The sequence below is a fragment of the Adonisia turfae CCMR0081 genome (assembly GCF_011009555.1).
GTDB lineage: Bacteria > Cyanobacteriota > Cyanobacteriia > Phormidesmidales > Phormidesmidaceae > Leptothoe > Leptothoe turfae.
The window spans coordinates 7,293,888-7,319,996 of the sequence record NZ_QXHD01000004.1; the positions used below are offsets into that span (position 1 = coordinate 7,293,888).

At 47.4% G+C, this 26,109-nt stretch carries 24 protein-coding genes and 2 pseudogenes; 10 read left to right on the plus strand and 16 right to left on the minus strand.

Going from position 1 to position 26,109, the window contains the following annotated elements; translation table 11 throughout:
• Positions 1 to 525, minus strand: a pseudogene (locus tag DXZ20_RS38045) (hypothetical protein); the annotation flags it as partial.
• 235 nt (positions 526 to 760) lie between these two features.
• On the opposite strand from DXZ20_RS38045, the gene DXZ20_RS35045 reads away from it, so the two are divergent.
• Genes DXZ20_RS35045 through DXZ20_RS35055 form a run of 3 tightly spaced genes read left to right on the plus strand, consistent with a single transcriptional unit; the run spans position 761 to position 4,010 of the window.
• A complete protein-coding gene (locus tag DXZ20_RS35045; protein ID WP_163703130.1) occupies positions 761 to 2,086 on the plus strand; it encodes an efflux RND transporter periplasmic adaptor subunit in 1,326 nt (441 codons plus the stop codon).
• 2 nt (positions 2,087 to 2,088) lie between these two features.
• On the plus strand, positions 2,089 to 3,288 hold the full coding sequence (locus tag DXZ20_RS35050; protein WP_163703131.1) for an ABC transporter permease: 1,200 nt from the start codon (positions 2,089 to 2,091) through the stop codon (positions 3,286 to 3,288).
• 8 nt (positions 3,289 to 3,296) lie between these two features.
• Complete coding sequence (locus tag DXZ20_RS35055) at positions 3,297 to 4,010, plus strand: ABC transporter ATP-binding protein (protein WP_163703132.1); 714 nt, start codon at positions 3,297 to 3,299, stop codon at positions 4,008 to 4,010.
• 99 nt (positions 4,011 to 4,109) lie between these two features.
• Here the strand turns inward: DXZ20_RS35055 and DXZ20_RS35060 are convergent, their stop codons facing one another.
• Both DXZ20_RS35060 and DXZ20_RS35065 read right to left on the minus strand, forming a co-directional pair.
• Positions 4,110 to 4,322, minus strand: coding sequence for a hypothetical protein (locus tag DXZ20_RS35060; RefSeq protein WP_163661335.1), 213 nt, complete (start codon positions 4,320 to 4,322; stop codon positions 4,110 to 4,112).
• Between the two features lie 232 nt (positions 4,323 to 4,554).
• Entirely contained in the window at positions 4,555 to 5,217 is a 663-nt protein-coding gene (locus DXZ20_RS35065) for a helix-turn-helix transcriptional regulator (protein WP_163703133.1), read from the minus strand.
• Between the two features lie 313 nt (positions 5,218 to 5,530).
• Between DXZ20_RS35065 and DXZ20_RS35070 the strand changes: the two genes are divergently transcribed.
• Together DXZ20_RS35070 and DXZ20_RS35075 are read left to right on the plus strand one after the other, a co-directional pair.
• Complete coding sequence (locus DXZ20_RS35070; RefSeq protein WP_163703134.1) at positions 5,531 to 6,580, plus strand: hypothetical protein; 1,050 nt, start codon at positions 5,531 to 5,533, stop codon at positions 6,578 to 6,580.
• Positions 6,581 to 6,682: 102 nt separating this feature from the next.
• Complete coding sequence (locus tag DXZ20_RS35075; RefSeq protein WP_163661341.1) at positions 6,683 to 6,907, plus strand: hypothetical protein; 225 nt, start codon at positions 6,683 to 6,685, stop codon at positions 6,905 to 6,907.
• Between the two features lie 159 nt (positions 6,908 to 7,066).
• On the opposite strand, the gene acs is transcribed toward DXZ20_RS35075, so the two are convergent.
• Positions 7,067 to 9,052, minus strand: a complete 1,986-nt coding sequence (acs, locus tag DXZ20_RS35080) for an acetate--CoA ligase (RefSeq protein WP_163703135.1) — start codon at positions 9,050 to 9,052, stop codon at positions 7,067 to 7,069.
• Positions 9,053 to 9,747: 695 nt separating this feature from the next.
• Here acs and DXZ20_RS35085 point away from each other — a divergent pair.
• Positions 9,748 to 10,407, plus strand: coding sequence for an alternative oxidase (locus DXZ20_RS35085; protein WP_163703136.1), 660 nt, complete (start codon positions 9,748 to 9,750; stop codon positions 10,405 to 10,407).
• Between the two features lie 9 nt (positions 10,408 to 10,416).
• A complete protein-coding gene (locus DXZ20_RS35090) occupies positions 10,417 to 10,782 on the plus strand; it encodes an Alr5209 family pentapeptide repeat protein (protein WP_163703137.1) in 366 nt (121 codons plus the stop codon).
• Here the strand turns inward: DXZ20_RS35090 and DXZ20_RS38820 are convergent.
• The 4 genes and pseudogenes from DXZ20_RS38820 to DXZ20_RS35100 all read right to left on the minus strand — a co-directional run bounded on the left by DXZ20_RS38820 (position 10,768) and on the right by DXZ20_RS35100 (position 14,517).
• A pseudogene (locus DXZ20_RS38820) lies at positions 10,768 to 11,285 on the minus strand (IS630 family transposase). The gene DXZ20_RS35090 and the pseudogene DXZ20_RS38820 overlap by 15 nt on opposite strands.
• A 100-nt stretch (positions 11,286 to 11,385) precedes the next feature.
• Positions 11,386 to 11,541: a helix-turn-helix domain-containing protein gene (locus DXZ20_RS38060; protein WP_250566255.1), complete on the minus strand. Its 156-nt coding sequence runs from the start codon at positions 11,539 to 11,541 to the stop codon at positions 11,386 to 11,388.
• Complete coding sequence (locus DXZ20_RS38065; RefSeq protein ID WP_250566033.1) at positions 11,541 to 11,690, minus strand: hypothetical protein; 150 nt, start codon at positions 11,688 to 11,690, stop codon at positions 11,541 to 11,543. The genes DXZ20_RS38060 and DXZ20_RS38065 overlap by 1 nt, the downstream gene beginning before the upstream one ends.
• 334 nt (positions 11,691 to 12,024) lie before the next feature.
• Positions 12,025 to 14,517 carry a COR domain-containing protein gene (locus DXZ20_RS35100; protein WP_163703138.1) on the minus strand — a complete coding sequence of 831 codons (2,493 nt, stop codon included), beginning with the start codon at positions 14,515 to 14,517 and terminating at the stop codon, positions 12,025 to 12,027.
• Positions 14,518 to 15,260: 743 nt separating this feature from the next.
• On the opposite strand from DXZ20_RS35100, the gene DXZ20_RS35105 reads away from it, so the two are divergent.
• Positions 15,261 to 15,422 carry a hypothetical protein gene (locus tag DXZ20_RS35105; protein ID WP_163661347.1) on the plus strand — a complete coding sequence of 54 codons (162 nt, stop codon included), beginning with the start codon at positions 15,261 to 15,263 and terminating at the stop codon, positions 15,420 to 15,422.
• Between the two features lie 257 nt (positions 15,423 to 15,679).
• Here DXZ20_RS35105 and pgr5 read toward each other — a convergent pair whose 3' ends face one another.
• Positions 15,680 to 15,877 (minus strand): cyclic electron transport protein PGR5, encoded by a 198-nt coding sequence (pgr5, locus tag DXZ20_RS35110; protein ID WP_163661349.1) that lies wholly within the window; start codon positions 15,875 to 15,877, stop codon positions 15,680 to 15,682.
• Between the two features lie 785 nt (positions 15,878 to 16,662).
• Between pgr5 and DXZ20_RS35115 the strand changes: the two genes are divergently transcribed.
• Positions 16,663 to 16,812: a hypothetical protein gene (locus DXZ20_RS35115; RefSeq protein ID WP_163661351.1), complete on the plus strand. Its 150-nt coding sequence runs from the start codon at positions 16,663 to 16,665 to the stop codon at positions 16,810 to 16,812.
• 39 nt (positions 16,813 to 16,851) lie between these two features.
• Here DXZ20_RS35115 and DXZ20_RS35120 read toward each other — a convergent pair whose 3' ends face one another.
• The 7 genes from DXZ20_RS35120 to DXZ20_RS38825 form a co-directional block, all read right to left on the minus strand.
• Positions 16,852 to 18,432 carry a TolC family protein gene (locus tag DXZ20_RS35120; RefSeq protein WP_163703139.1) on the minus strand — a complete coding sequence of 527 codons (1,581 nt, stop codon included), beginning with the start codon at positions 18,430 to 18,432 and terminating at the stop codon, positions 16,852 to 16,854.
• A complete protein-coding gene (locus DXZ20_RS35125) occupies positions 18,432 to 19,616 on the minus strand; it encodes an ABC transporter permease (RefSeq protein ID WP_163703140.1) in 1,185 nt (394 codons plus the stop codon). The genes DXZ20_RS35120 and DXZ20_RS35125 overlap by 1 nt, the downstream gene beginning before the upstream one ends.
• Before the next feature lie 5 nt (positions 19,617 to 19,621).
• On the minus strand, positions 19,622 to 20,929 hold the full coding sequence (locus tag DXZ20_RS35130; protein ID WP_163703141.1) for an efflux RND transporter periplasmic adaptor subunit: 1,308 nt from the start codon (positions 20,927 to 20,929) through the stop codon (positions 19,622 to 19,624).
• A gap of 286 nt (positions 20,930 to 21,215) precedes the next feature.
• On the minus strand, positions 21,216 to 21,974 hold the full coding sequence (locus DXZ20_RS35135; protein ID WP_163703142.1) for a flavodoxin family protein: 759 nt from the start codon (positions 21,972 to 21,974) through the stop codon (positions 21,216 to 21,218).
• Between the two features lie 98 nt (positions 21,975 to 22,072).
• Positions 22,073 to 24,025 (minus strand): thiamine pyrophosphate-binding protein, encoded by a 1,953-nt coding sequence (locus tag DXZ20_RS35140; RefSeq protein WP_163703143.1) that lies wholly within the window; start codon positions 24,023 to 24,025, stop codon positions 22,073 to 22,075.
• Positions 24,026 to 24,083: 58 nt separating this feature from the next.
• A complete protein-coding gene (locus DXZ20_RS35145) occupies positions 24,084 to 24,815 on the minus strand; it encodes a hypothetical protein (protein WP_163661363.1) in 732 nt (243 codons plus the stop codon).
• Positions 24,816 to 24,968: 153 nt separating this feature from the next.
• Entirely contained in the window at positions 24,969 to 25,094 is a 126-nt protein-coding gene (locus tag DXZ20_RS38825) for an NAD(P)H-hydrate epimerase (RefSeq protein ID WP_163661748.1), read from the minus strand.
• Positions 25,095 to 25,626: 532 nt separating this feature from the next.
• Here DXZ20_RS38825 and DXZ20_RS38070 point away from each other — a divergent pair.
• Positions 25,627 to 26,109 (plus strand): hypothetical protein (locus tag DXZ20_RS38070; RefSeq protein ID WP_250566034.1); only part of this gene is annotated, 483 nt, incomplete at its 3' end.

A 26,109-nucleotide genomic window follows, 5' to 3' on the forward strand; every position in this document is an offset into this window, starting at 1 on the left:
GTAGAGGCCGATCACCATACTGATGGTTCTAACCTTGTCAGTCGTCAACGGCAGAGGTTCATTAAAGGCCGACTGTAGTCTTGGAATATCTAGCAGGGGAATAGCCAGAGATGAGATCGTAATACCAAATGTTAGCGCTGCCAGCACCCAGCGCTCCCGATGGCTAAAAATCAAGTACCCACGAATCATAACCACAAGGTAAGGCATCAAAAACGGAGATTGCCAATTGGCCAAGGACGTTGCCACTAAAATCAGTCCAATTTGGACAGCCGTATATCCCCACTTGCTGACGGCTGACCCTATGGGTAAACGCCGCCCCAGCAGCCCCAGCAACAACAGGCACATTAGACTCCAGAGCCAGGCAAACGGTATGGGCTCCGTCTCCGCCAGTGAGCTGCCCATAAGATCAGACAAATAGGGCAGACTTTCCCACGGCAGCTCTGATACGGCAATACCCAGCAAAATCCACTCAATGATGTGTAGCACCCGAAAAGGATGGGCTTGGGACTTAGGCCAATGTTTCACGAGTCTAGGCAGATAGGTGAATGGGCAGGGACAATATCTGTCTTCACTACCCATGCTAAACCGCTCTTTCAAGAAAGCACTAGGATCTTCTGACCCTAATCTATAGCCTGTCCAATAGTCCTAAAGTCCTAGAGAGAAATCGATCCTCAGCACTAGTGGTTCAGGTGCCTGGGCCGATGGCATATAGCCCAGAGATTTTCTAGGATGCAACCATGAGTGACATGCTAACCCAACTATGAAAGCGCAAACATTAACTCGCTTAAAACCAATTCCACCGTGGTCAGTGGGGATAGTGGCTGTGGGTCTGGTGGGTGCGATCGCATTTACCTACATCCAACAACGCCAGCCCCCAATTGCAGAACAACAAACTGTATTCGTTAAAAAACAGGATTTAAACTCACAAATCCAGGCCAGTGGTGTCGTACAAGCCGAGCGTGTTATTAATCTAAGTCCTGAGGATTCAGGTAAAATCGCGGAACTTTTTATTCAAGAAGGTGATTTTATTACCCAGGGTCACGTCATTGCTCGTATGACCAGCCGCCGCAGTCAGGCTGAGGTTGAACAATATCGAGCGGTGCTCGCCGAGACCCAAGCAACCCTAGAGCAACAAAAGGCAGGGCCACGTTCAGAGGAGATTGCCGAAGCCCGTGCCCGTGTTGCGATGACAGAGGCATCGATTAAAGCAGCTCAGACACGATTGCAGCAAGCCCAACAACAGCTAGCCCGTTTTGATGGCTTGGCAAAGCAAGGGGCAATTTCAGCCGACGAACTTGACAGTTACCAAACCACTGCAGAAGAGGCGAGCGCTAACTTAGTAGCGGAGGAACAACAACTACAGGAAGCACAGGCAGTGCTCATGAGATTGCAAAATGGCACCCGACCAGAAGAGATTGCCCAGGCAGAAGCCGCTGTTGCTCAAGCCCAAGCTCAGCTCACCGCAGTTCAAGTAAGGCTAGATGAAACAGTTGTTCGGGCTCCTTTTGATGGCATCATTACCCGTCGCTTTGCCGAGGCTGGTGACTTTGTATCGCCTGCCACAGCAGCTTCGTCAACGGATGGTGCAGCATCCACTTCGATTGCTGAACTCTCCAGCGGTTTAGAAATTGAGGCTAAAGTCCCGGAAGCGAGCATTGCCAAACTAGCCGTGGGGCAAACCGTAGAAGTTCGCAGCAGTGCTTATCCCAATGAAGTCTTTTCAGGAGAAGTCAAACTCATTGCCCCTCGGGCAATTCGCGATAACCAGGTCACTGTTTTCCAGGTCAAGGTCCTGCTTAAAAGCGGCCAGGAGCAGCTGAAATCTGGCATGAATGTACGGCTAATATTTATCGGCCAACCCATTAGTGATGCACTGGTCATTCCCTTAGCAGCCGTCGTCACTGAGACCGATGGCACAACGGGGGTTTATGCCCAACAAGAGGACGGTCCCACATTAAAACCAGTGCAACTGGGGCCAACAGCCGGAACGCAGGTGCAAGTCATGGAAGGTCTGGCCCCCGGAGACGAGATTTTAATTGAACCTCCCGCAGACCAAAGAATTGACGGCGTTGATAATCCTTTCTAGCTATGCAATTCATCGAAAATATTCAAATGGCGGCCAAAAATTTGAACGCCAATCGACTCAGAAGTTTGCTCACGATGTTAGGCATTATCATCGGCAATGCTTCTGTTATTACCATGGTGGCCTTAGGCGAAGGAGCCAAACAGTTTACTCAAGATCAGCTAGAATCCTTTGGCCCTAACCAGCTGACTATTTTTGCCAGTGACGAAGATTTAGGCCCCAACGATGACGCCGCAGAAATCACCCTGGCAGATGTGGATGCGATCGCATCCCAAGCCCCTGCTGTCTTAGAAATAGCACCTCAAATCAATGCCCAGCTGCAGTTTACCTATGGCTCTCGATCCCGCAGTGGTAGCGTCATCGGCACCACCCCAGGTATTGGCTACGTGCGCAGTCTCACACTGGCTAAAGGACGTTTTTTAACCTTCACTGATCTAGAGCAACATGCCCCCGTCATTGTCTTGGGCTCTGCGTTAGAAAAGCGTCTCTTTGGTGAAGCCTCTGCCCTAGGCAAAATGGTGCAGGTCGGGGACTTCAACTTTCAGGTGATGGGAGTGATGACTAGCAAAGGCACACTGTTTGGCGTCAATTACGACGAAACAGCCTACGTGCCCATCACCACCATGGCCTATCAGCTCTCTGGTCGCCAATCCCCCAATGGCATCCCCATCGATTTTCTCGAAATCTCAGCACAAGATTCAGAAAGCATCAGGGCTGCAGCTTTTCAGATTAGTAATATTCTCACCCGTCGCCACGGTAAAAAGAACTTTTCAGTATGGGCCAATAAGTCATTCCAGGACATGGTGGCCAAAATCACCGCAGGATTGAGCTTAATGCTGGCGGCGATCGCCAGCATCTCTCTTTTAGTCGGCGGCATCGGTGTGATGAACATCATGCTGGTATCTGTAACCGAACGCACCCATGAGATTGGTCTACGCAAGGCGATCGGAGCAACCCAGCGGGTAATTCTCACTCAGTTTTTGATTGAGGCGATTATTCTATCGGTTGCGGGAGGGGTGATTGGTATTGGTTTAGGGACAAGTGGAGCTGTGATGGTAGCAACTTTTAGCCCACTGAAACCAGGAATTACAGTGAATTCAATTCTGCTTGCCACTGGGGTTTCGGGGACTATTGGCCTCATTTTTGGCGTTGTCCCTGCCAGGCAGGCAGCGCGGTTAGACCCCATTGTTGCACTGAGAAGTTAACGTCGATCATGGCTCTCATTCAAGTTTCAAATATTACCAAAACCTACAACATGGGAGATGTCCAGGTTCATGCCCTAGCAGGTGTCAGCTTTGCCATCGACCCAGGCGATTACTGCTCAATCATGGGAGCATCTGGCTCCGGTAAATCCACGCTGATGAATATCATCGGCTGCCTGGATCGCCCCACCACTGGCCAATACCATCTGGACAAAGTAGAAGTCGATCAGCTGAGTGACGACGAACTCGCCCATATCCGAAATCGCAAAATTGGGTTTGTCTTTCAACAGTTTCATTTGCTACCCCAATTAACAGCGCTAGATAACGTCATGCTGCCCATGGTCTATGGCGGAGTTGCCTATGGTGAACGACAACGGCGAGCAGAAGAAGCCCTGGTTAAAGTGGGTCTGGGTGACCGATTACAGAATCAACCACGGCAGTTATCGGGGGGACAACAGCAACGGGTTGCGATCGCACGCGCCATTGTCAATCAGCCAGTCCTACTATTAGCCGATGAACCAACCGGTGCCCTGGATACTCAAACCACTGAAGAAATTTTGCACATTTTTGAGCAACTCAATGCCAGCGGCATGACCGTAGTCATGGTTACTCATGAAGTAGAAGTAGCTCGTAACACCCGTCGAATAATTTGGTTTCGAGATGGTCAGATTTTGCATCAAAATTTAGATGCCCAACAGTTGCATGAAGTCGTCGCTGCCACGTAGAAAACTACAGCGTGACAACACCACCACTACCTAATAACCAATAACCAAAGCAGCCCCCAACAACCAGACGGCACCTTAATCATCCACAAAGCAAAACCACTAAGCCGATCCACCACAAGCCGACGTATCCCGTACCCATGGAGAAGGAAACGATGCCACAAGCACGCCCAATAGCTGACCTTCTTCCAAAATCCATCGAGCAATGGGCTGAGGAGCCTCAGGTTGAGCCACGTGGCACATTGAAGACAAAATTTCCACAACGTCCGGGGGGTGGCTATTGGCAGGTTTAATCACTGGAAAAGTGGAGCGCATGAGTGTGTTGTTCTCTGGCAGCTAAACATGTGCTGCACTTGTTCTAAGTTAAGGAAACACCTTTAGCTTAAACACTTACAGACTAATCTGAGTGATCATGGCTGCTTGACAGTGTGTTTTATATCACTTAGCACGTGGAATATATATGTTTTCGTAAATTACATAATGACGGTTTCTAAGTATCTCCAGCCATTATGTAACTTTCCAGCTACGTGTAAAATTAGGCACACCGCTATACCAGGTGTCGACAGCGACATTCAATGCTGCATTTGCAGAAAATGCTCTTCATGTGCTTTTTAACCGTGTTCAGGGTAATCATCAATTCCTTGCAGATTCGACGGTAGGAAAGCCCTTGCAGATAAAGCTCCCAGACCTCAGCTTCACGGCTGGTCAAACCATGGCGATAGGCATCACACACCGCTCGATCATGGGCAATCTTGGTCAGATCATCAATGGTCACCAAAATGCATTTCGTTGGCTGATCTGCCAGATCAATCCATTCCGCATTGAGATGGAGACGAATGCCCCCCGGCAGACATACAGTGTCATACAACTGCAGCGTATGGTCTGGAAAATCTACACAGCTCTCCATCAGAAAGTCACGGAGCGCCAGCACCTGGTCGGGCAATGTTGAAGGCTGAGGCATACCAAACGCTTGGCCCGGTACACTTTTGTGCAGCAGGACACAAAATTCATCTGCCTTTGTTGTGCTCCGCAGTAGCTTGCCAGTTGCATCAAACAGAATAAAACCGCGAAACGGGAAAACCTGGCCTAGCAGCAGTTCAAAAATCAGGTCAAGCTTATCAGAGCTAAGAGTTTTTTCAATTGAGCCATGGGCCATGGGCTCAGATACCTCACCAAGGGGTAAGGGGAGGTCGGTCACGGTATATAGCATAGGTCTGCTTAAAAGTTGGGGGACGTGATCAGCCGTCGTCAAACCTAGAATTCCTTGGGGCAGAAATCAGATTTTCTTGCTTCGCCTGATCACACTCCTAACCTACGCAATGTGGCGGAACAGCGCCTACGAGGGAGATGCCGCCGCCTTAACCCTGCAGAAGTCATGGTTAAGGACATGTTTTTTGATCAAGAATAGGGTGGCACCCCAGAGGAGCATGAGCTAGCATCAAGCAGGGTGAAGCAGGGGTGAAGCAAGGTTACAACATCCCATGCCCCGTAGGACATTCATGGCTTATAGGAGCGGCATCACCATGGATCAGGAGCTAAAACCAAACAATGTTGAGGATTGGTTCCCCCTTGATATACAAACCCAATACATCGAACACATCGTGCATCAGCCAGGTTTAAAAATAACCTTGAGGCAAGCAACCTATTTTGTGCGGCTGTGGGGCTACGGCTATCTGCAACAACGGGGCATGGACTATGCGCCCATAAGCACCCTCAACCGTCAGATTAGTAGTTTTTACTGCTCCCACAGTGATGCAGCAGATTTGTTTTATACCCAAAACCAGGGAACACCGCGAGCTGCTGGACAAATGTTAGACAAGCTCGCTTCTAAAAATCTTCTGAGACGGGGCGAATCCGACGGTGTTGCTACACGACTGAGCTTAAATATTCCTCAAAGTTTTGAGCTACCGGAGGAGAAAGCAGATGACACATTCTATCCGGATGCTTTTGATCCTCGCAATGATGCCACCCTTGTTGCCAATATTCTAGAACAGGTCTATAGCTATGATCCTGAAAGACCTGAATCAATGTTGCACAATATCAAGAAAGGCATACGCCAATGGTCTCGGCAATATCCTGATGGCCTGCGGGTCTTACGACGGATGTCTACCAAAGAACCGGTAGGGTTCGCTGCATTCTTACCGGCCCATCCCGATTCAGAAGAGAAGTTTGATCTCTCTCCTAGTCGCAGCTTACACCTGAGTCGGCTGGATATGAGAGAAGACGATCCCATCACAGTGGCAACCAAAGGCGATCCTGATTGCTACACAGTGTTTGTGCGTAGCTGGCAAATTGAGATAGATGTGTGGACCTATGAGACGGCCTGTGAATTTATTAAAGACTCTCAAATCACCTTACGCAAAATTCGCGATGATTTTCCCAATCTGAGTGACATTTACACCATTGCCATTCACCCCCTGTCAGAAGACTTTGCCCTCACCCTCGGTTTCCGCATGACTAAAGGAGATCCAGATTCTTCGTTACGCTGGCTTTACATGCCTTTAGACCGATTTTTGGAACTAGATTACGAAGATGTTTTACTCAATTTTAATTACAGTCATCGCTACAATTAAACGGCTGACATCGCCTAAAGTACGGTTTTTAAGGTGGTTAACCACACTACACCACAGAAAAGCCCCTTTAGAATGGAATCATTCTTACGTACATCAGCATTTATGGATCGTCCCAAACCACAGCCTGCTCGCCCAGTGCTGGATCAACGCCCCAAGGTACAGAGAACAGCCGACAGGTTGAAGTCCTTTCGTCCCTTGCCGTATCACATCGCCCTGAGTCAAGCAGCCCGATTAGAGGCTTGGACCCAGGCCATAGAAGACATTGGCGGACCCGCAGAAGCGATGGATAGCAGCGATTTTGATCCGCGACTGATGGAACGAGAGTAAATAATTGGCATGGCCTCACGGCTTTAGATGCACGGCTTCAGATGCACAGCTTTAGAGTCATAGTAAACAGGCAGTGGAGCGACATTCAGCCTAGATCCACTGCCTGTTTATCTTGTTTATCTATAGTGAAGGATGAAAAACACCCATTCAGCGCTTGGTTTATGCTCCAGTCCGCAGCTTCTCTAGGACGCCTTGGTCTTCCATGGTGGTGGCATCACCGACTAGATCTTCGCCACTGGCCAGGTTACGCAGGAAGCGACGGATGATTTTACCGGAGCGGGTCTTGGGTAACCCGTCTGCAAATCGAATTTCGCCGGGTCTTGCGATCGCACCGATCTCCTTCACCACATGCTGCTTCAGCTCAGCCTTCAACTCATCACTGGCACTGTGTGTGCCTTCCAAAATCACAAAGGCAAAGACATCTTCACCTTTGATCTCATCCCTGCGACCCACCACAGCGGCTTCTGCCACAGCGGGGTGAGAGACTAGCGCCGACTCAATTTCCATGGTGCCCAGGCGGTGCCCCGACACATTGAGTACATCATCGGTACGACCCATGATCCAGAAATAACCATCTTCATCCTTACGGGCACCGTCACCAGCAAAATAGACATATTTACCATCCTTGGGGGGAATGTGCTCCCAGTAGGTGCGGCGGAAGCGGGCATCATCTCCGTAAACCGTACGCATCATGCTAGGCCAGGGATGCTTGACCACTAAGTATCCCCCTGCGTTGGCACCAACAGGGTTGCCTTCGGCATCAACAATATCGGCCAAAATACCGGGGAACGGCTTGGTGGCTGAACCGGGCTTGGTTGCGATCGCGCCAGGCAACGGCGTAATCATAAAGCCACCGGTCTCAGTCTGCCACCAGGTATCAATAATTGGGCACTTCTCGCCGCCAATGACCCTGTGGTACCACATCCACGCTTCTGGGTTGATGGGCTCACCCACAGTCCCAAGAATCCGTAGAGAAGATAGGTCACGAGCATTGGGGTGTTGGTCCCCCATCTTCAGAAAGGCACGAATAGCCGTGGGAGCTGTGTAGAAAATAGTCACTTTATACTTCTGCACCACATCCCAGAAACAACCTGGATTAGACGCACGGGGTGCACCTTCATACATCACACTGGTGGCACCGTTGGACAGAGGACCGTACACAATGTAGCTGTGGCCTGTAATCCAGCCCACATCAGCCGTACACCAGTAGACATCATCCTCCTTAATGTCAAAGGCCCACTTAAAGGTCATGTGGGTGTAAAGGTTGTAGCCCCCCGTCGTGTGCACCACCCCCTTCGGCTTACCCGTGGTACCACTGGTGTAGAGAATAAACAACAGATCCTCACTGTCCATCGGCTCGGCAACACACTCAGTGGCAGCACCGGGCTTCACATCGTGCCACCACACATCGCGGCCGTCAGTCCAATCCACAGCCTGCTTTGTGCGCTGCACCACCAGCACGTTGGTTACGGTGGGCACAGCGTTCTCTGCTAAAGCTGCGTCTACAGCAGGCTTCAGCGGCATTGCCTTATCTTTGCGGAAACCACCGTCAGCAGTAATGACGACCTTGGCCTCAGCATCATTGAGACGATCCCGTAGGGCTTCAGAACTAAAGCCACCAAAGACAACGGTGTGAGCAGCACCAATACGGGCACAGGCTAGCATTGCCACAGCTGCCTCAGGAATCATTGGCATATAAATGCCCACCCGGTCCCCCTTGGCTACACCCATGCCTTTGAGCACATTAGCCATTTGGCACACTTCAACGTGGAGCTCAGCATAGGTGAGGGTACGAGAATCGCCAGGTTCCCCTTCCCATACAATGGCTGGCTTATCCCGGCGATGGGTATCGAGATGTCGATCTAGACAGTTATAGGAAATATTGATTTTGCCACCGACAAACCACTTGGCAAAGGGGGGCTGCCAGTCAAGAACGGTATCCCATTTCTGGAACCAATTCAGTTCCTGCTCAGCGAGTTCAGCCCAGAATGCAGCAGGATCAGCAGCCGCCTTATCGTAGAGAGCTTGATACTGATCAGCGCCAGAAACAGTTGCCGCTGCCGCAAACTCAGCGGGCGGCTCAAACAGTCGCTGCTCGTGCAAAATTGATTCGATAGCAGGCTGTGAGTTAGGGGATTGTGCCATAGGTCGTCTTAACTAGCGTTTCTATATGCGGTTCTTTGAAGGCTATAGGTTGCAGACGCAGCCAGGCCAAAACCGTCTATGTTTCTCAATATTTTTCGATGTAATGGCACGCAGAATTCATTTTGGTTGGAAAATGTAAATTATCCGTAACGAAGTCTACGGCAAGCATCACATTCAAGATGTTGGTGAAAGGGATAGAGCGCATGTAGCTTCAGTAGTCAAGTAGCACTGATTGACTCAAACGGCTCCCCGGCTGTACACCCATCTGATGGAGAGGACTCATACCAAGCAACCCCAGGAGGGTTTTTAGGGAAGCAGCATCCATCCCAACAATTCGGACTGCATAAAACACCTGTCAGCAGGCATCACACCAGCAACATTCAACAGACAAATTCTCTCCCCCTTCAAAAACAAGGCAACTAGATTGCAAACTACTTCAGTATTTTAACAACATGTTTAACAACTTAACAACATGTTTAACAACCTCATAACACGTTTAACAACATATTTAACAACACATATGTTGTCTATTACTAGATATCAAGAAACACCACCATTAATCCTAGAAATCGCTAGATTGTTTGAGACAGCAGTAAGTTTGCAGCCTGCCTAATTCACGGCAACTGATGCACCTCACCTCAACCAATCAGGTACCAACAACAAAGTTCTTTCTCTAACCTCTTGGAGAACACCTCATGATTAAAGCTCTAGTAGGCATTCTTGTTTTTGTTATCAACACAGTCTACAAAAATCGACCCTACCCACGCTTTTACGTTTTAGAAACCGTTGCCCGTGTTCCCTATTTTTCCTACCTATCTGTCCTGCATCTTTATGAAACCTTAGGCTGGTGGCGGAAAGTCGACTGGCTAAAAGTCCACTTTGCTGAATCTTGGAATGAGCTGCATCATTTGCTCATCATGGAAGAGCTGGGTGGCAGCCAACAATGGGTTGATCGTTTTCTGGCTCGCCATGTAGCCCTGCTCTATTACTGGATTATTGTTGCCATCTACGCCATTAATCCGCGTGCGGCTTATCACTTCATGGAATTAGTCGAAGAGCATGCCTATGCTAGCTATGACAAGTTCCTACAGTCGAATGAAGCTACTCTCAAGCAAGAACCCGCTCCTCAAGTAGCCATCAGCTACTATCGTGATGGGGATCTCTACATGTTCGATGAGTTCCAAACTTCTCATCCCCCTACAGAGCGCCGTCCCCAAATTAAAAATCTTTACGATGTGTTCGTCGCCATCCGTGACGATGAAATGGAGCATGTCAAAACAATGGCCGCTTGCCAGCAGCCCGATGCTCAGCTAACACTTCAGAGCCCTCATACTCCAGTCTTTGCAGCTAAATAGGTGTGCATTATGTCTCAAGCTACTGCCTTACTTCAAAACTACAGTCGCGGCCAAAGAGCGTTCTCAGGTCTATCTCTGGCTAATGTGAATCTTAGCCAGGTGGACCTTAAGGGTTCGGATCTTAGCTACAGCGACTTGAGCAACGTTGACCTCAGTCAAGCCAATCTGCGCGGTGTTGACCTTAGCTATGCCACCCTCAGCAAGGTCGATTTGCACAATGCCGACTTACGCGGTGCTATGCTGATAGGCACCGATCTTAGGGAAGCCAGATTAGACAAGGCTAATCTCAAAGATGCAGATTATATAGCAGGAACCACACAATTTCCTAGCAACTTTGATCCCACAGGAGCACAAATGTCTTCAGTTAGTGCGTAGATATCTAGATTCAAGTCTTTCAGGTCTGTTATTAACTCGGCAATCAAATAGGGGCCGAAAATAGTTACTCACACGAACGGGTAACTTTTGGAGTTTTCGTAAACTTGAGATCACTCTACGTTTAAGATGATAAACATCACGAGTAGGGGCTTGATCATGCACCTGTTGCTTGACATCATTGTTGAGATATTCAACCGGATTTAACTCGGAAGAATATGTCGGTAGAAAGAACAGTTCACTCCTGTCGGAATGTTCTGCAAGCCATTGCTTAAAGAGCTTTCTCCGATGCACTGGAGACAATCTGCGATTAAAAACAATTTCCGCTCTGAGGTGCGTAACAGTCGTTCAAGAAACTCAATGTAGACAGAACCGGTGAACTTGCTGGTATGGACCATAAACCGCACAGTTCCTTGGTTAGTGACGGTGGCCACGTAGTTAACGCGGCCTCGTTGGTTTTGACTTAATCGAATCTCGGGGTGTGACCAATCGGCGCATAGCCTCATCCACCATGGTCATTCGAACGTGCTGTGATTCATTGGGAAGATGAATCACAGCACGTTCGTCTTTCGCCCATTTTTGAATGGAGGGATAGACTATTTGACGCTAGTGCTCGACCACCGCTTTCGGGTCCTGTTCATAGGCTCGTTTGAGCAGAAGCTGAGGACTATAGCCCCAACGCTTGAGATAATGCCCCACCGTCCGAATCGGCATCCTAACCTGACCCACTGCTCGACAGTGCTCTTGCACCGCACGCAGCATCACAGGGCACTGTCGATGTCGTAATCGTCTGAATACTCGTCACGAATCGCGGCTTGGGCTTGTACTTTCGTTTCCACTAACTGACTCAGCGTCCGTCCTGAGCACAATTGACGACCGCGGTCACGCTGACATAGCGCGACCTTTCCCACCTGCTTATACTGCCGATACCATTTGGTTACCGTGTTCGGATTGACTCCGAGGTAGGCTGATATCTTTAACCCATTTCCCATCCTCTCGAAGTTGGATAGCTCGCTGACGAAGGTAATTTTGAGTCTCTATTGATAGATGACGACCGTCCGAATTTTGCATTCATACTGAGGTTTCTTTTACCCCTCTATTATCACCCCTATTTCATGGCCAGAGTCATAAAAGCTTTTATACCCTTGAAAACATCCCTCTTCAAAAAATTGCTCTAAAGCACAGATTTACTCAGAATATGTATTCTCGAAATAACTGGTCTAAACCCTTATGCCACCTCTAAGTCTAAGCAAAATAAGCAGCTTTAATCTTTTTACAGATACTAACCCAAGCCTGATTTTGCTCTGCTGAATTTAGGCTATCCAGAGGATAGTTTGGAGAGTGAGCTGCCTGATATTTTTCAATTTTGGTTTCCGAATAAAGGCTATGGCTAATAGGAATCCAGATAATTGTAAGACCATGGTGCTCAGCAGCATCTAATAGAGGAGGTAGTTCGTTATCAGCAATAAAATCAGAAGCTAGAAAACTGGGACTAACCAAAAGCACGGCGACTTTGGCGGAAGCCAAAGCACAATTGATATCCTGCCGCCAGTCAGAGCCAGCTTGGATATGAGTGTCATCCCAAACAGTAATCATCCTACTTCGAATTAAAGGCTTGATAAGAGTTTGAAATTGGCCTAACCAAGCTTGATCTAAATGGCTATAGCTAACGAAAATCTGGTCTCTTGTCATAGACTGTTCAGAATGAACATCTCTAGGGGAAGACCGACGAACAATATTGACATCGTCAATGAGAGAAAAAATAGAAACATCCAGATAAGGAGGATCCCCACATTCAATAGTATTCTTTCCGTTACTAATACGCTCTTGAAGTTTATCAAAAGGATAAAAGAAAGGTTCCTTCTTCTCCCTACAGGTCTCACAACTACAAGGAACCAAAGTTTTACTTTTCAAACGCTCATATCTACTATGAATTTTATCCAACTCATGACGAACAGTAGTTAGAAGATCGCGTCTTCGTCTGCCTGAAACTCGAATACGTATTTCTTTACGATGATAAAGCTCGATAACTTCAGCTTTAGCGCCGTCTTTATCTAATACAACTCCTGTTTTCCAAACATGGGTTTGATTTTCAATCCAACGATGCATTTCCACAATAAATCGAGTAAGAATGCCTTTAGGCATAAACTCATAAGTGTAGCGTAGGAGAATATTTTCGACTTCATCCCAACGATATTGAGGTTTATTAAGACTGAGAAGCTGAGGTGCAATATATTGATGATGGCTCCCAGGAATTTCATAACAAAGTTTGAAATTCTCCATTAATCGAAGCAGTTCACGCCTCATCAAGGAATACTTCTTCTCATACCAAATTGAAGCGAGATCGCCTCGATCAAATTTCCCGAGATTAGCGATAACTTTAGGGTTATCTAGCACCTTATAAACTGCATCGGTACCCCAGGTAGGCTTGAGTATGACCGTTTTCCGAAGAAGATCATCGTCCTGAAAATGTAGACAAACACCCAAATCATGAAGATACTCACTCAGCTGTAACGCATCTTCTTGGCGAGTAAAACCATTTCGCTTACAAAGCTTTAGATACTCTTCCAAAGTAATATGATTACGAGGAGTATCTTCTAGAGCTTTACGAACTTTCACCCAGGTCTTAGGAAGCTCCACTCCTACATGGGGCAAGGTTGCAATATTTTGCTGTATAGCTCGTTTAATTTCTGTTAATCCACGATTATTAGCCAGATTGGTAGCTAGAACTTTACCTAAATTTGTAAACTCTCCACGAAGTTGTCGCTCATCAATTTCTCGCTGTCGATCTTGCTTCTCATTCTTCACAATCATAATAGGGCTGGACTTACTCAACAGACCCACTACATTTAACCAATAGAAGAAGTCTGTATCCTCTTTACGGCTATCAGCCACTAATATATATAGAGAGCGCTTTGTCAAGAAAAACTGATGGGTAGCATGATAGATTTCTTGTCCACCAAAGTCCCAAATATTAACCCGAAAATCTCTGTCATTTCCTAATGGAAATTGCCATTGAATAATATCAATCCCTTTAGTTGATTGCTCTGTAGAATCTAGAACATAGCTTTCATTATCAATCTTTCTTGCCAAACTTGTTTTACCAGCACCTCCCTCTCCAACAATTAAGAGTTTAGCTTCATATAAACGATCGGTTTCTTGTTCTAGGATCTGACGATAATATCGAGGAATTTTTTGAGCTGCTTCCTGAGGATTATTGATACATTGCTTTATCTCAGGCGGCAACTCCTTTGGGTAGCTAAAAAGATAAGCTAAATCTCGGAGATCATCAATCTGCTCAAGTTCGAGGAACTGATTTTTATTAAGAGCAAGAATAGTAAGACTAGTAAGCTGACCTATTTCAGGTGGCAAGTCAACCAATTTATTAGAACGCAAATCCAGCAATTCTAAGTTTTGCAGTTGACCTATTTCGGATGGCAGTTCAATCAATTGATTCTGACTAGCAGCAAGTTTTTTTAGATTAGTAAGCTGACCTATTTCAGATGGCAGTTCAAGTAGTCTATTAGAACGCAAGTCTAAGATTTCCAAATTAATTAAGTGACCTATTTCAGGTGGCAATTCACTTAATTGATTACCTCTTAAAACAAGTTTTTTTAGATTAGTAAGCTGCCCTATTTCAGATGGCAATTCAACTAATTTACTGGAGCGTAAATCTAAGAACTCTGCATTCTGTCTAACAGCTTCTCTAATAACTTTGAGTATTTCTTGCCTTCGCATAAGCCTCCAAACTTCCCCAAAAAAAGAAAGTAATTCCCCCTAGATACAAGAATGCAAAAAGCTTTGTTAATGTAATACACATCTGTAGACAAAGAAGACTCACTACGACATGCTCATAGCAAGCATATCTGTAAATATTACATAGATTAAGTTAATCTGGATAGCTTTGAATGTAACTATGCGAATATGCATATACTGTATGAGCCATCTCAAACTTATTAAAAGTTTGCTTTATCAACTAGATGAGAAAAACTGCTTTCTTCTGCAACCACTTTCCATGAACCCAGGCATGGTTACCAATTTCATAGAGTCTGGCATCTCTAATTAAACGAAAGATGGTTTCATTCCGTCGAATATGTTCAGCCTGCATAAAAAAATCACGGTTATGGATAGAGAACACACAAACCAAAAGGTAAATGTTACGTATCTTTAACGGAAAAGTACCCATAAGGGTAACGCAAGGATAGGTGCGGAAACATACAATGCTTTTGTAAGCAATACGGACTCAGTCATAAATTTTCCGTATTTTTGATTAAATATCTAGGCCAATCAAACAACTGTCTGCTAAGTAATCATCACTTTTGACTGCGTACTACATCAGGTATCACAGGGAGTGAAAATCAACACCTTCATTTTTTCTCTAGAGTAATTGAACCCATGATATGCGCCTGCTCAGGGTGCCATTACCCTGATGCTTCAGATTACTGTCTCATGTCTGCCAATGTTTTTTAGGAGATAACGTAATGTCCCCGATTCTCTTCATTTCATTGCCATTCGTATTACTGTTCCTCATGGCTCAAGGTGCTGGCGCTGGCAAATCCTCTAAGAAAAAGGGTTCAAAAGATTTTGAATATCAGGATGGTGACATCATCATCATTCGCAAACAATCTAATAAAAAGTCTTAGCATCTTTTTTCTAGAACAGCATACTTTTCTCAAAAAGACTGCTCAGAAGTCACCTTCTGAGGACAAAAACAGCCCCTGGCATCACTGTCAGGGGCTGTTAGCTATGGTGTACCAAACAGTTAAACTCTCTAACGGTGAAAAGCCTCTACCATAAACGATAGAGGCCAGACTGTATTGTATCTCTGGAGAGAGGAAAGATAATATATGCAGTCAGCCACTAGTCAGGAAACAGGCTGAATGCTATGAAATTCAAGTTCTTACGCCAAAAATCCAAGTCTCTTACCATTGTCACGTGCTACACGAATCAGATTCTGACGCTCTGTGCGATCAATACCGAACCAATTACAAACCGTTGTAATCACTTTCGAATGTAGGGCAATGACCTTTCCGCGCATTTGATTAAATTCACGCTTGCCAAATTGATTACGAAGCAGAATTACGATAGGTGCAAACATGATGGGCTCCTCGAAACTAAGTGTGTGAGAAGGGTCTGAAAAGCATTACCCGAAGAGATTGGACAATGCTGATTAGCAGTAACGCTTTGCAACCCTTGTAAACAATAGTAACGCAATGTAACAATAACGTTACAAACTATTGCATTTATTTTTCTTATCTGAGTTATTCCAGAGCTACAAGTCTTAACGTCAGCACATAGCCAGCCGCCCAAAAGGCTTGCCTAAGATGTACTGAGAAATTCCATAGGGAAACTCCATTGATGTGCCATTAACGAAGCATGACTAGCACCATAAGCTGCATCTTGGCAGGTAGTTACCTTTACTGCACCATCCGGACTTTGACGAAGGCTCTTGGGCTTAAAGCAACCGACATCCGACCAGCGGACGCTCACTCCTCCTCTAATAAGGGTGGTGGCACTAAGCCAAACCACGGGGCAAAATCGTAGAGTGTGATTACTGGCTATGGGTCGCATGGCCTATGGGCCAACCAGAGAATCTACTACTGCAAATTATTGAAAATCAAAACGTAACATTCTCTTAATAGTTTTAAGCATCCAGTCCATTGCTTTTGTTTCAAGGCCGAGGATGGGTCAAAGGACGGCCTTTATTACATTTGTTTACATTTGTTTATGTAATACTAATATTTAGAAACATTTCCTGAAATATTAGTCTGATGCAGCTTTAGGGCTTTCCATATCATTGGCTCATTTCAGGGTTTCTAATAATCGGTATTGCCCGCCATGCAATTAGGGCAACCAGTTCCTAACGACTCAAGGAAAATCAAGATGCGTAATTATCATCAAGACCACGTTAAAGTCGCTGTGTATTCTGCCAAGATGGATGCTTCTGAGCAGCAACGCAGTCAGGATATGGTGTTGGCAATCCTGATGATTCTGAGTGCTGTGACTGTTATGGGTTTGCGTATGCTGTTCTAAGCAGCTCAGTTTAGACGCGATCGCAACCTAGACATCTCCCTATTCATCTTCATCAGACTCTAAGCTCTCTGGCACCATTAGCAACTGACTCTCCTCAACTTGCACAGACCAGACATCAAGGGTGGTGCCAAGGGATTGATTGAGGGATGCGATCGCATCTGCAAAGTCAATGGCAGCAGTGACCTCACTGTTTTGCGCCTCGACCAGATCATTTTGCAGCTCCAATACTTCAAAAATGTCCCGAGTGCGACCCCGGCGTGCTCGGGCACGGGCATTTTCTAAACGCTGCTCAGCCAGCTCCCGAGCTAGACGTGTTACCTCAATGCGATTGCGGGCAGATTCTACATCTCGTAGCTGGTCTGCAACATCAAGTTGAATATCAGACTCAAGTCGATCCAGATCATTTTGTAACTGTTGTTGCGATACCCGGTTACGCAGCAAAGCGGTTTCCGTTGATTCATCTTCTAACAGTCGCGTCAATACTAACTCTGTTGATGCTTCCGAAAATTCTCTTGTGCTGGCATTGGCGCGTAAATCTAAATTCCAGCGGCGATTGTCAGTAGCTACCACACCATTGATCTCAGCAATTTCTAAATCTAGCTGAGCCTGGCGATAGTCTGGTCGATTCCCGTAAGCAATCTCCACCAGCTCCTCTAAGGACGGAACCTCAGAGTCTTCAGCAACCGTGCTCAATGTGGCCAAAGCTTCTTCTGGAATTGTAATTTCCAGCGAGTCGTCCAAATCTAGCAGATTTAAGAGATCCGATTTCGCCTGTTGTAGCGCATTTTCAGCTTCTAAAACATTAGTTTCAGTAGCTGCCAGGTTGGCATCAATTTCCACTAACTCAAATCGGGCTCTCCGTCCTGCTTCTACCAATGCCTCGATTGAACGGCGCTGTTGTTGCTGAGTCTCAAAAGATAGCTGTTGAATCTGTAGACTGGCTTGGGCGCGAATTAACGCATGGTAAGTGTTGATGCCGCCAGTAATATCCGTAATTAGTCGCTGTTGCAGATTAAGCTGATTACTAGTTTCTTGTAAACGGGCAATTTTTACAGAGGATGTGTTAACCGCTCGCCCAGCCCCCCGCAACAGCGGCTGAGTCACCGTTACATCCACCTCTTGATCCTCAATCAAATCAACCGTTACCTCCAGCGTCGTTCCCAAGGGGGTCAGCAGCTCTCCCCCCAGACGAGCTTCACGGGTAATTTCGGTTGTATCAGCCGTACGATCGCTCAGGCCCAGGCTTAAGGTTGGAGTTAAATCTGGGGTAAAGATACTCTCCGCTTCTCGTAGATCTTGTTGTTGGGCAATCCGCTCTAAGGCAGCATTTCTCAGTTCACGATTGTTTTGCAGTAACAGCGTAACAACGTCTGACTGGGTTAATGCCAAAGTCTGGGCAGGGTTATTCTGCGTCTCAGAGGGGGCTAATAATGGGGCCGAGGGAGACTCAGTACTCGGCTCAATACTCGGAGATGAGTCAGATTCCCGTTCAGACTGGGAATTTGGTGTGGGCGGTAGCTCAGGCAGTTGCGTAACCGGTTGCGCAACTGCTGGCTGAAGCATTGATGTTGCCAAAGCACTGGCCATTAAAAAGATATGTAGCTGATTTTGAAATCGCATCAGTCACTCCGCAGGGCTTTAACAATATCAACTTGGGTAGCGCGCAAAGCCGGGATAAAGCTAGCGCCCACACCAACGACCACCGCTGCCCCCATGGATAAGGCAGCATTACGAGATGAGAATCGATAGGGAGCCTCTATGACAATCGTTGTGGCCGCTTGAGTCAGACCGTGGACCGTGGCAACAGCTACCGCCCCCCCCAGCAGGCTTAATATCACCGCCTCTAAAATGAACTGACTCATCACCTCTAACTTAGATGCACCAATGGCTCGACGAATACCAATTTCTTTGGTCCGCTCTAGCACGGCAGCAACTGTAATATTGGCAATGCCCACGCCGCCAATGACCAGGGCAATTAGACCCACCGCAGTGAGGGCAGCTGAGGCAATTTTTTGCACTTCTAAGTCTTCTAACAAATCATCCGCATTACTCCAAACATGAACCTCGGCCTGGGGAAAACTCTGTTGCAAAAAAGCTTCGACCGCTTCGCTAAGGTCGCCAATTTGAGTCAAGGAGTGGGAGCTAATTTGCAATGAATCCCAACGATATCCCCCAGACAAAACAGTTGCAAAGGTCTCAGTCATCCACAACTCCCCCCCTGTGCCCCATTCAGAGTTAGATTTGGACTCCATCACACCAATCACGATAAAGCGATTACCATTGGCATAAACAGCCTTATTTAAAGGTGATTTCTCCTGAAATAGGCCCACTGCCAACTGTTCGTCGATGATGGCCACAGGGCGATACTGTTCCACATCTCCTGGATCAAAAAACCGTCCCTGCAACATCTGTCGCCCTGTGGTATCTAAATAGTTAAGGGAAACACTGCGGGCATCCACTTCGGCTTCATTGGCTTCGTATTGAACATTGTTAATGTTGTAAACGTTGCTAATAGAGCTAACGGAGCGAATTTCAGTAATTGAGTTGGTAAGCGCCTTTTGAAAGGCTTCATCCAACTCAGGTTGGGGGCCATTCCTGGCATAGACCCAGGGACTAACAAATGGTCGATCACGCTGGGCTAGTTTAAGATCAATTTTTTCACGGGTAATGGTTTGAATGTTGAGGGTGGCACTGACCGCACCTACCCCCATAAACACGCCAAATGTCGTCAGACCAGAGCGCAGCCACTGATTGGTCAGGGAGCGCCAGGTCATAAACAGTAGATCTGGTAAGGGAAGTCCCATGACAATTATTGGTTAAATTCTTCAGGGATAGGGAGTGCAGGAGACTCACAGAGGGGCATGCCAGGCGTAACGGTCATGGTAGGGGGGACCAGGGCAATCTGATCGCCTACGCTCAACCCCTCTGTTACCGCCACTAAATCTAGCCCCTGTAGCCCCAGTTCAATGGGTTGTTGGGCCGCATTACCCCGCTGATTTCTAATCCAAACAAATGGCTCGCCCTGATCGCGCTGGATCGCTTCAGGGGGAACCACCAGCACATCTTTTTGTTGCTCCGTAATGATGTCAACACTGACAAAACTGCCAGGAATCAATGCCTGACTGGCACTGTCTAGTTTTACTTTGGCGGTCACCCTGGCTTGCCCTTCTTGAGAACTACCACCGTTACTCGCCGATAGGGCCTGGGGTGCTAAAGCCACCACCCGTCCGTCAAAGTCTTGCGCATCCGGGCCAATGGCACGAATTCTAGCAGGTTGATTAAGGCTAACTTTGGCGGCATCCAAGGTGGACAGCTGTAGGTTAACAATCTCTTGAGCGGGGTCCCCCAGAGTCAGCAGACTCTTATCAGTGGCAATGGCTTCACCTGCACTCACTTGCACTTCAAGCACAACCCCATCAATCGGTGACGTAATCACTCGATCATTAAACTGCTGTTCTAGCAAATCCAGGGTTTCAGCAGCTGTCTTGAGGTCTAACTCAGACTTAATGACAGTCAGTTGGGCATCTTTGAGTTCGGAACGGACTCGATCTAAGGCGTTTTCATCTTCGCGCACCTCATCTTCTGAAATAAATCCTTGAGCTGCTAACTCCTGAGACTCTTGGTATTGCTCTATCGCAGCAGTGACTCGCTGCTCGACTTCGGCTACTTTTTCTTGATTACGATTCAGGTCCAGCTGGATTTTTTGGATTTCGACCTGTTGCGATCGCACCTCTCGCTCGTTGCTGCGATCGCGCAAAATCAGCAACGGCTGACCAGTTTCCACCAGGGTGCGCACCTCCACCAGCACCTGCTCAACGGTCGCTTCATTTTGCGGCGATTTCAGCGTCTGCTGCCCTCCCAAAGCCAGGGTGCCACCAGAGGTGACCGTTAGCTCCACCGTCGAGCGTTCCACCGTATGCAGGGGCACGGCAATCGGCTCTGAGCTAGGAGCCCGATAACGCATATAGCCCCAGGTAGTTGCCCCCGCTAAGGCAGCAAAGCCCAACAACCAGATTGAGATCGCACGATACCTTAATGAGCGAGGATTAGCGCTCAACGGCTCCACCGCCGTGAGCAAGGTTTCTCCAGGCTGCTCTGGAGATCTAGCATCTGTCATAGTTCCTGATACCCAAACGGCAAATGCCCATGATGTCCCTTGCATCAAATCTTACAAAGATTGACCGTGAAGTGTCCATTGATGAGCAGAGTTTCAGAAACATACAGGGTATTAACGTAGGTTGGGTTACCCCACACCAAAAGCTCTCAGACTATTCAAAACCCTTATGAACCCAACATTACCGATCACCCAACGCCCACAAAAAACGAGAACAATGGGTGCTGGCATTGTTGGGTTCATAAAAAATTGGTTCAGAGGCAAGGGTTTCGGCGTATGACAACCCAACCTACACCTTGTGCTCGGGGTTCTTAAAGTCCGTCTTACATCCAGCATCCCAAGCATCAGGCTGATTGCCATGGCCTGGAATCCCGCCATGATCCTTAAGCATGCGTGCCAGGTGCATACAGTTCCAGGCCAAAAACGTGGTGTTCCGATTCGTAAAATCGTTATTGGGGCCGCCGGAACCTGGATCTAAATACGACGGTCCAGGCCCCACTTCACCGAGCCAACCAGCATCAGCCTGGGGAGGAATTGTATAGCCAATGTGAGACAGTGAGAACAGAATATTCATCGCACAGTGTTTTACACCATCCTCATTGCCTGTGATCAATGTGGCCCCTACTTTGCCATAGTCACGGTACTGGCCTTTCTCATTCAGCAGGTGAGTGTAGCCATACATCCGTTCCAAAACACGGTTACACACAGAGCTTTTTTCTCCTAGCCACACTGAAGTACACAACACCAAAATATCAGTCTCATCGATCTGTTTTTGCAACTGAGGCCAGTCATCTTTATCCCATTCGGGGGTTTCAGACATATCTAAGCCTAAACCCGCCGGAATCTCGTAATCAACGGGACGAATCACTTTGGTTTGCACACCATTGGCTTCAAAAATCTCTTTGGCAATGTTGATCACTCCGCGAGTGTGGGAAAGCACTGGCGTACGATTGAGGGTGCAATTGAGGAATAAGGCCTTCAGGTCATCATACTTTGCAGGTGCATTTTCACATTGATGCTGGGTAATTTTAGAAAGTTGTTCTGTCATGGTTTAAAGTTTTGAGTCAACTAGAGTGGGCTTGGTGTTGTGGATGGGTGGATGGATGAGTGATGGGGGAATGGGGTGATATCTTTAAGCGCAAGCGCCTAAATCAACTCTGGATCTGCAATAATCTCCACCAGGGCGGGTCCCTGATAGGCAAGGGCGCGAGTAATTGCCTCATCCAGTTCCTCCTTTTGAGTGACCCGAATACCCAAACCACCACAGTTTTCGGCATATTTTGAAAAATCAGGATTATGGAGTGACGTTTGCCACACATCCCACTCTCCAGCACGCTGTTCTTTAGAGATTTTGCCAAGCTGAGAATTGTTGAGCAAAATGTGAGTAATGTTCATGCCATATTTCACAGCGGTGGTGAACTCAGCGAGATATTGACCTAAACCACCATCGCCAGAGACTGACACAATCGGTCGCTCCTGACCTGCGGCTGCCCAAGCCCCCATGGCTGCCGGGAAGGCAAACCCAATCGAGCCGAGATAGCCAGACATCAAGACGGACTGGGCCTGACATTCAAAATAACGGCCAAAGGAATAGGTGTTGTTGCCCACATCCACGGCAATGACGGCATTGGCGGGCACATGGCGGGTCATGGCAGCAAAAACACTGGCAGAATCAACTCCTTGTCCACGGTCGTCGGCTTCGCGGCGGGCTTTTTCGGCTCGCCAGATGGCCCAGCGGTCTGCAATTTGCGATCGCTGATCCTCCGTGGCCACGTTTCCGGCCAACGCCGCCTGCAACTGCGCCACAACAACACTAATTTCACCCCACACAGGCACCTCTACCGCATGGAACTTACCCAGGGCCAACGGGTCAAAATCCACCTGAATAATCGGCTTACCAGGATAGATACCCGTATGATTTGAGAACGAGGCTCCCAAGACAAGCAGAACATCCGCTTCATTCATAAACCAGCTGGCAATGGGGGTTCCACTACGTCCCAAAACACCACAACCTAAAGGATGGTGATCGGAAATTAATCCTTTGCCTTTGAACGTGGTCAGAATTGGAGCCCCTAACGTTTCTGCTAACTCAATGACCGCAGCCATATTAAAACGGGCACCGTGGCCAACAATAATCACCGGTCGACGAGATTTTTGCAATGTATCCATGGCCTTTTGCAACGACTCCGGTGGTGGCGCAATGTGTAACGGAGTCATCCGACCAATGGGATCTGAGGCAGGCACATCGACCGCTGTCTGCACCTGAATCTCATCAGGGAAAATCAGATGGGAGACATCTCGCTTGAGCAGAGCATGCTTAATGGCCAGGGTCATCAGCTCAGCGTGTCTGCTATTGCTTAGAACTGTATGACTCCAGGCCGCAACGCCACTAAAAGCCGCTGATAGATCACATTCCTGAAAATTGCCAGTGCCCAACACTTGGGTATTGACCTGCCCGGTTAGGGCTAATACGGGCGCACGATCAACCTTGGCATCCCACATACCCGTCAGTAAATTTGTTGCACCAGGACCCGCAATGGTTAAACAGGCGGCAGGTTTGCCCGTTAGTTTGGCATAGGCCGAAGCTGCAAACGCCGCTGCCCCTTCATGGCGAATACCGATATAACTGAGATTTCCCTGAGTTTCTTGGCGACGCATGGCATCTGCCAGACCCAAATTAGAATGACCCACCATGCCAAACACATGGGTCACGCCCCAGTTCACCATGGTTTCTACCATCACATCGCTAACGGTACGAATGTGGGGCTGTTCAATGTCTAACCCCACATACACACCATCTGAACGCACATCTACGGGAAAGGTTTCTAAGGCATCATCCACTTCCAAAGCGCCAGGTGGTGCCCCCGTTAACGGGCAATAGTCCCAGCCATGCCAGGGACAACGCAACAGACCATTCTCAATGGAGCCTTCACCCAATGGACCACCCTGGTGAGGACAGCGGTTGTCTAAAGCACCATATTGGCCCTGGTAGTGGGTGAGGGCCAGGCTTTTATGACCAGCTACAACGGTCTTAACTCGGCCTTCAGGTAACTCATCTAGATCTAGAACGCGATACCACTGTGTTGTGACATCAGGCATGGTCGTTCTCCTAAAATCTGCGAGCAGGGAGATTATTGCAAGTGTTTATGAGAACTCCCTAAACAAGCAACAATAAAGTTGTGTAAAGCGCTGTCCCCGTGGCAAAGGAAAAGAAACAGCTTTGTTTTTCGTCGGGTAGCTCTCGTTTCAAAATGTTGAGAATGATGCTGCCAGCCAGGAAGGACCAAACAGCTAGAATTCCGGCTTCACTGAGGTGGAGGGAGCGGCCTGCGATCGCACCTACCATAATGGCTGCCGTCAGCAGCCAACGACCATATTTGTCATAAGGAGCCTGATGATGCTCCCGTAAGCCATGGTCAATAATATAAAAGTGCAGGGCGATGGCGGCAAAAAATAATAGACATTGCAGCAGTGTGTGGTTAGCCAGCTCTTGCAGTAAGTAACCAACAACCATATTGAGAATCGCAAACGCCGCAATGTGAATCCAGAAAACAGGATTCTGGGTGCTGTCCTGGTTGTTCTTAGTTTTGTTATGCAGGCGAGATTTAAGCGCCAAAATATCTAACCCATAAAACACCAACAAGCCCAACAGCGCCAGTATGTAAACATGATTTTCCACATACGCAACCCATGGAATATTAGAGTGCGTTATCGTCTCTTGAGCATGACTTAACTCGGGAAAAACCTCCAAAAAGACATAGCCAATAGATACTCCGCCCGCAAAGGACATCCAGCGAAATTCAGGAATGAAGGAAAAAATATTTAATTTAGAAACAAACGCATGAATAAATGCTAGGCCAACCGCTAACGCAAACCCTGGTCCAGTCATAATAGGTCTCTAACTCTAAAAAATGAGCGTTCTTTTGACAATAGTGATACAAAGGGCAGCACTGGCATGACATTACTTACCTAAATTTACTTTTAGACACATGAATTGCTAGCCATCAGGCAAATACAACAAGGCTCCTCAAATGGAGAGACATTATGTCCCATGGCTTCCCCGACTAGCTAAATGCCTGGCGGCACAAATGCCATCATCACCATTTCCACCCCTACCCACTAAAACAACAATCTGGGTCTGTCGCCATTGTTCTTTCAGACATGAAATCGCCTATGGAGGAAGGTTTCAACCTGCATTTTTCATCATTGACAACAGATGAGAATCCGTTTCTTCAACAGCCATGGGATCAACTGCAATCATTTTTTCTGTTGTAACAGCAGGCACCTCTAAGCCTCTATCTATAAAAATTTCAGCCCCATGGTGAACATCTCCATTGGTATAGTGCAATCTCTCATCTCTGAAACTGGCTGATTCATGATTCTAAAATCGCTAGCCCACGAATAACGTGATGACCAAATCTTACAAAGGCTTATTTCTACCTGCAAGATGTTTTTATCCTTCAATTCCATAGACAGCTTCTATGGAACGCCCCAATTAAAAGTCGGCTCTGTCGCTATTGGGTATAGTGCAACCTTTCCCTGGGTTCCATACGTCCTGCCCTTAACAGCCAACACCCTTGATTAATTCTTAAGGTCGTTAGATGACGTGAAAATCATTGATACCTTTATCCAGTAACCTCGTCGGACTGTAGCGTGATCCACGGTGTGGATATCTTCTATCTTCAGTCGAACTTGCTCCCATGGAAGATTTTTACCGCTATGACTTGTCTAGACAAGACTTAAATGTACGGGCGGCCCACTCATTATGTAGAGCAGGATGGATGCTAGTTGAAATCAACGGCGTTCTCAAAAATGGTTGTATCAGTGTGGAAAATTTTCAGAGAATTCAGGAGCAAGCAACCACGTTAGAAAAGCTACAGCGTAAATTTGGTCCCCCACCTAAATTGAGCCGGTCAACCGAAATTAACGTTACAAAAATCAATATTCACCAGAGGCCAACTCTGCTGGTAATGAACCGAGGTGTGGAAGAAGCCGCTTCTATTTTGAGTCACCATGGTTGGCATCTTGAGCAGATTCGCAGTGTGCTAAAACCCGCAATCCCCCCCTTAGACGACATCGGTTTTGCCCTCCTCCACGACCTCCAGGTCGAAAATCACCGTAGTCATCACCCACGGCTCACCCCGCCCCACCCGTCCCCCCGTAGAAACGCTGCGGCGACCACA

What these genes read in the sequence shown, in the direction of transcription:
- DXZ20_RS35045 (WP_163703130.1), top strand. Translation starts at nt 761, where the DNA reads ATGAAAGCGCAAACATTAACTCGCTTAAAACCAATTCCACCGTGGTCA.
- DXZ20_RS35050 (WP_163703131.1), top strand. Translation starts at nt 2,089, where the DNA reads ATGCAATTCATCGAAAATATTCAAATGGCGGCCAAAAATTTGAACGCC.
- DXZ20_RS35055 (WP_163703132.1), top strand. Translation starts at nt 3,297, where the DNA reads ATGGCTCTCATTCAAGTTTCAAATATTACCAAAACCTACAACATGGGA.
- DXZ20_RS35060 (WP_163661335.1), bottom strand. Translation starts at nt 4,322, where the DNA reads ATGCGCTCCACTTTTCCAGTGATTAAACCTGCCAATAGCCACCCCCCG.
- DXZ20_RS35065 (WP_163703133.1), bottom strand. Translation starts at nt 5,217, where the DNA reads ATGCTATATACCGTGACCGACCTCCCCTTACCCCTTGGTGAGGTATCT.
- DXZ20_RS35070 (WP_163703134.1), top strand. Translation starts at nt 5,531, where the DNA reads ATGGATCAGGAGCTAAAACCAAACAATGTTGAGGATTGGTTCCCCCTT.
- DXZ20_RS35075 (WP_163661341.1), top strand. Translation starts at nt 6,683, where the DNA reads ATGGATCGTCCCAAACCACAGCCTGCTCGCCCAGTGCTGGATCAACGC.
- acs (WP_163703135.1), bottom strand. Translation starts at nt 9,052, where the DNA reads ATGGCACAATCCCCTAACTCACAGCCTGCTATCGAATCAATTTTGCAC.
- DXZ20_RS35085 (WP_163703136.1), top strand. Translation starts at nt 9,748, where the DNA reads ATGATTAAAGCTCTAGTAGGCATTCTTGTTTTTGTTATCAACACAGTC.
- DXZ20_RS35090 (WP_163703137.1), top strand. Translation starts at nt 10,417, where the DNA reads ATGTCTCAAGCTACTGCCTTACTTCAAAACTACAGTCGCGGCCAAAGA.
- DXZ20_RS38060 (WP_250566255.1), bottom strand. Translation starts at nt 11,541, where the DNA reads ATGCTGCGTGCGGTGCAAGAGCACTGTCGAGCAGTGGGTCAGGTTAGG.
- DXZ20_RS35100 (WP_163703138.1), bottom strand. Translation starts at nt 14,517, where the DNA reads ATGCGAAGGCAAGAAATACTCAAAGTTATTAGAGAAGCTGTTAGACAG.
- DXZ20_RS35105 (WP_163661347.1), top strand. Translation starts at nt 15,261, where the DNA reads ATGTCCCCGATTCTCTTCATTTCATTGCCATTCGTATTACTGTTCCTC.
- pgr5 (WP_163661349.1), bottom strand. Translation starts at nt 15,877, where the DNA reads ATGTTTGCACCTATCGTAATTCTGCTTCGTAATCAATTTGGCAAGCGT.
- DXZ20_RS35115 (WP_163661351.1), top strand. Translation starts at nt 16,663, where the DNA reads ATGCGTAATTATCATCAAGACCACGTTAAAGTCGCTGTGTATTCTGCC.
- DXZ20_RS35120 (WP_163703139.1), bottom strand. Translation starts at nt 18,432, where the DNA reads ATGCGATTTCAAAATCAGCTACATATCTTTTTAATGGCCAGTGCTTTG.
- DXZ20_RS35125 (WP_163703140.1), bottom strand. Translation starts at nt 19,616, where the DNA reads ATGGGACTTCCCTTACCAGATCTACTGTTTATGACCTGGCGCTCCCTG.
- DXZ20_RS35130 (WP_163703141.1), bottom strand. Translation starts at nt 20,929, where the DNA reads ATGACAGATGCTAGATCTCCAGAGCAGCCTGGAGAAACCTTGCTCACG.
- DXZ20_RS35135 (WP_163703142.1), bottom strand. Translation starts at nt 21,974, where the DNA reads ATGACAGAACAACTTTCTAAAATTACCCAGCATCAATGTGAAAATGCA.
- DXZ20_RS35140 (WP_163703143.1), bottom strand. Translation starts at nt 24,025, where the DNA reads ATGCCTGATGTCACAACACAGTGGTATCGCGTTCTAGATCTAGATGAG.
- DXZ20_RS35145 (WP_163661363.1), bottom strand. Translation starts at nt 24,815, where the DNA reads ATGACTGGACCAGGGTTTGCGTTAGCGGTTGGCCTAGCATTTATTCAT.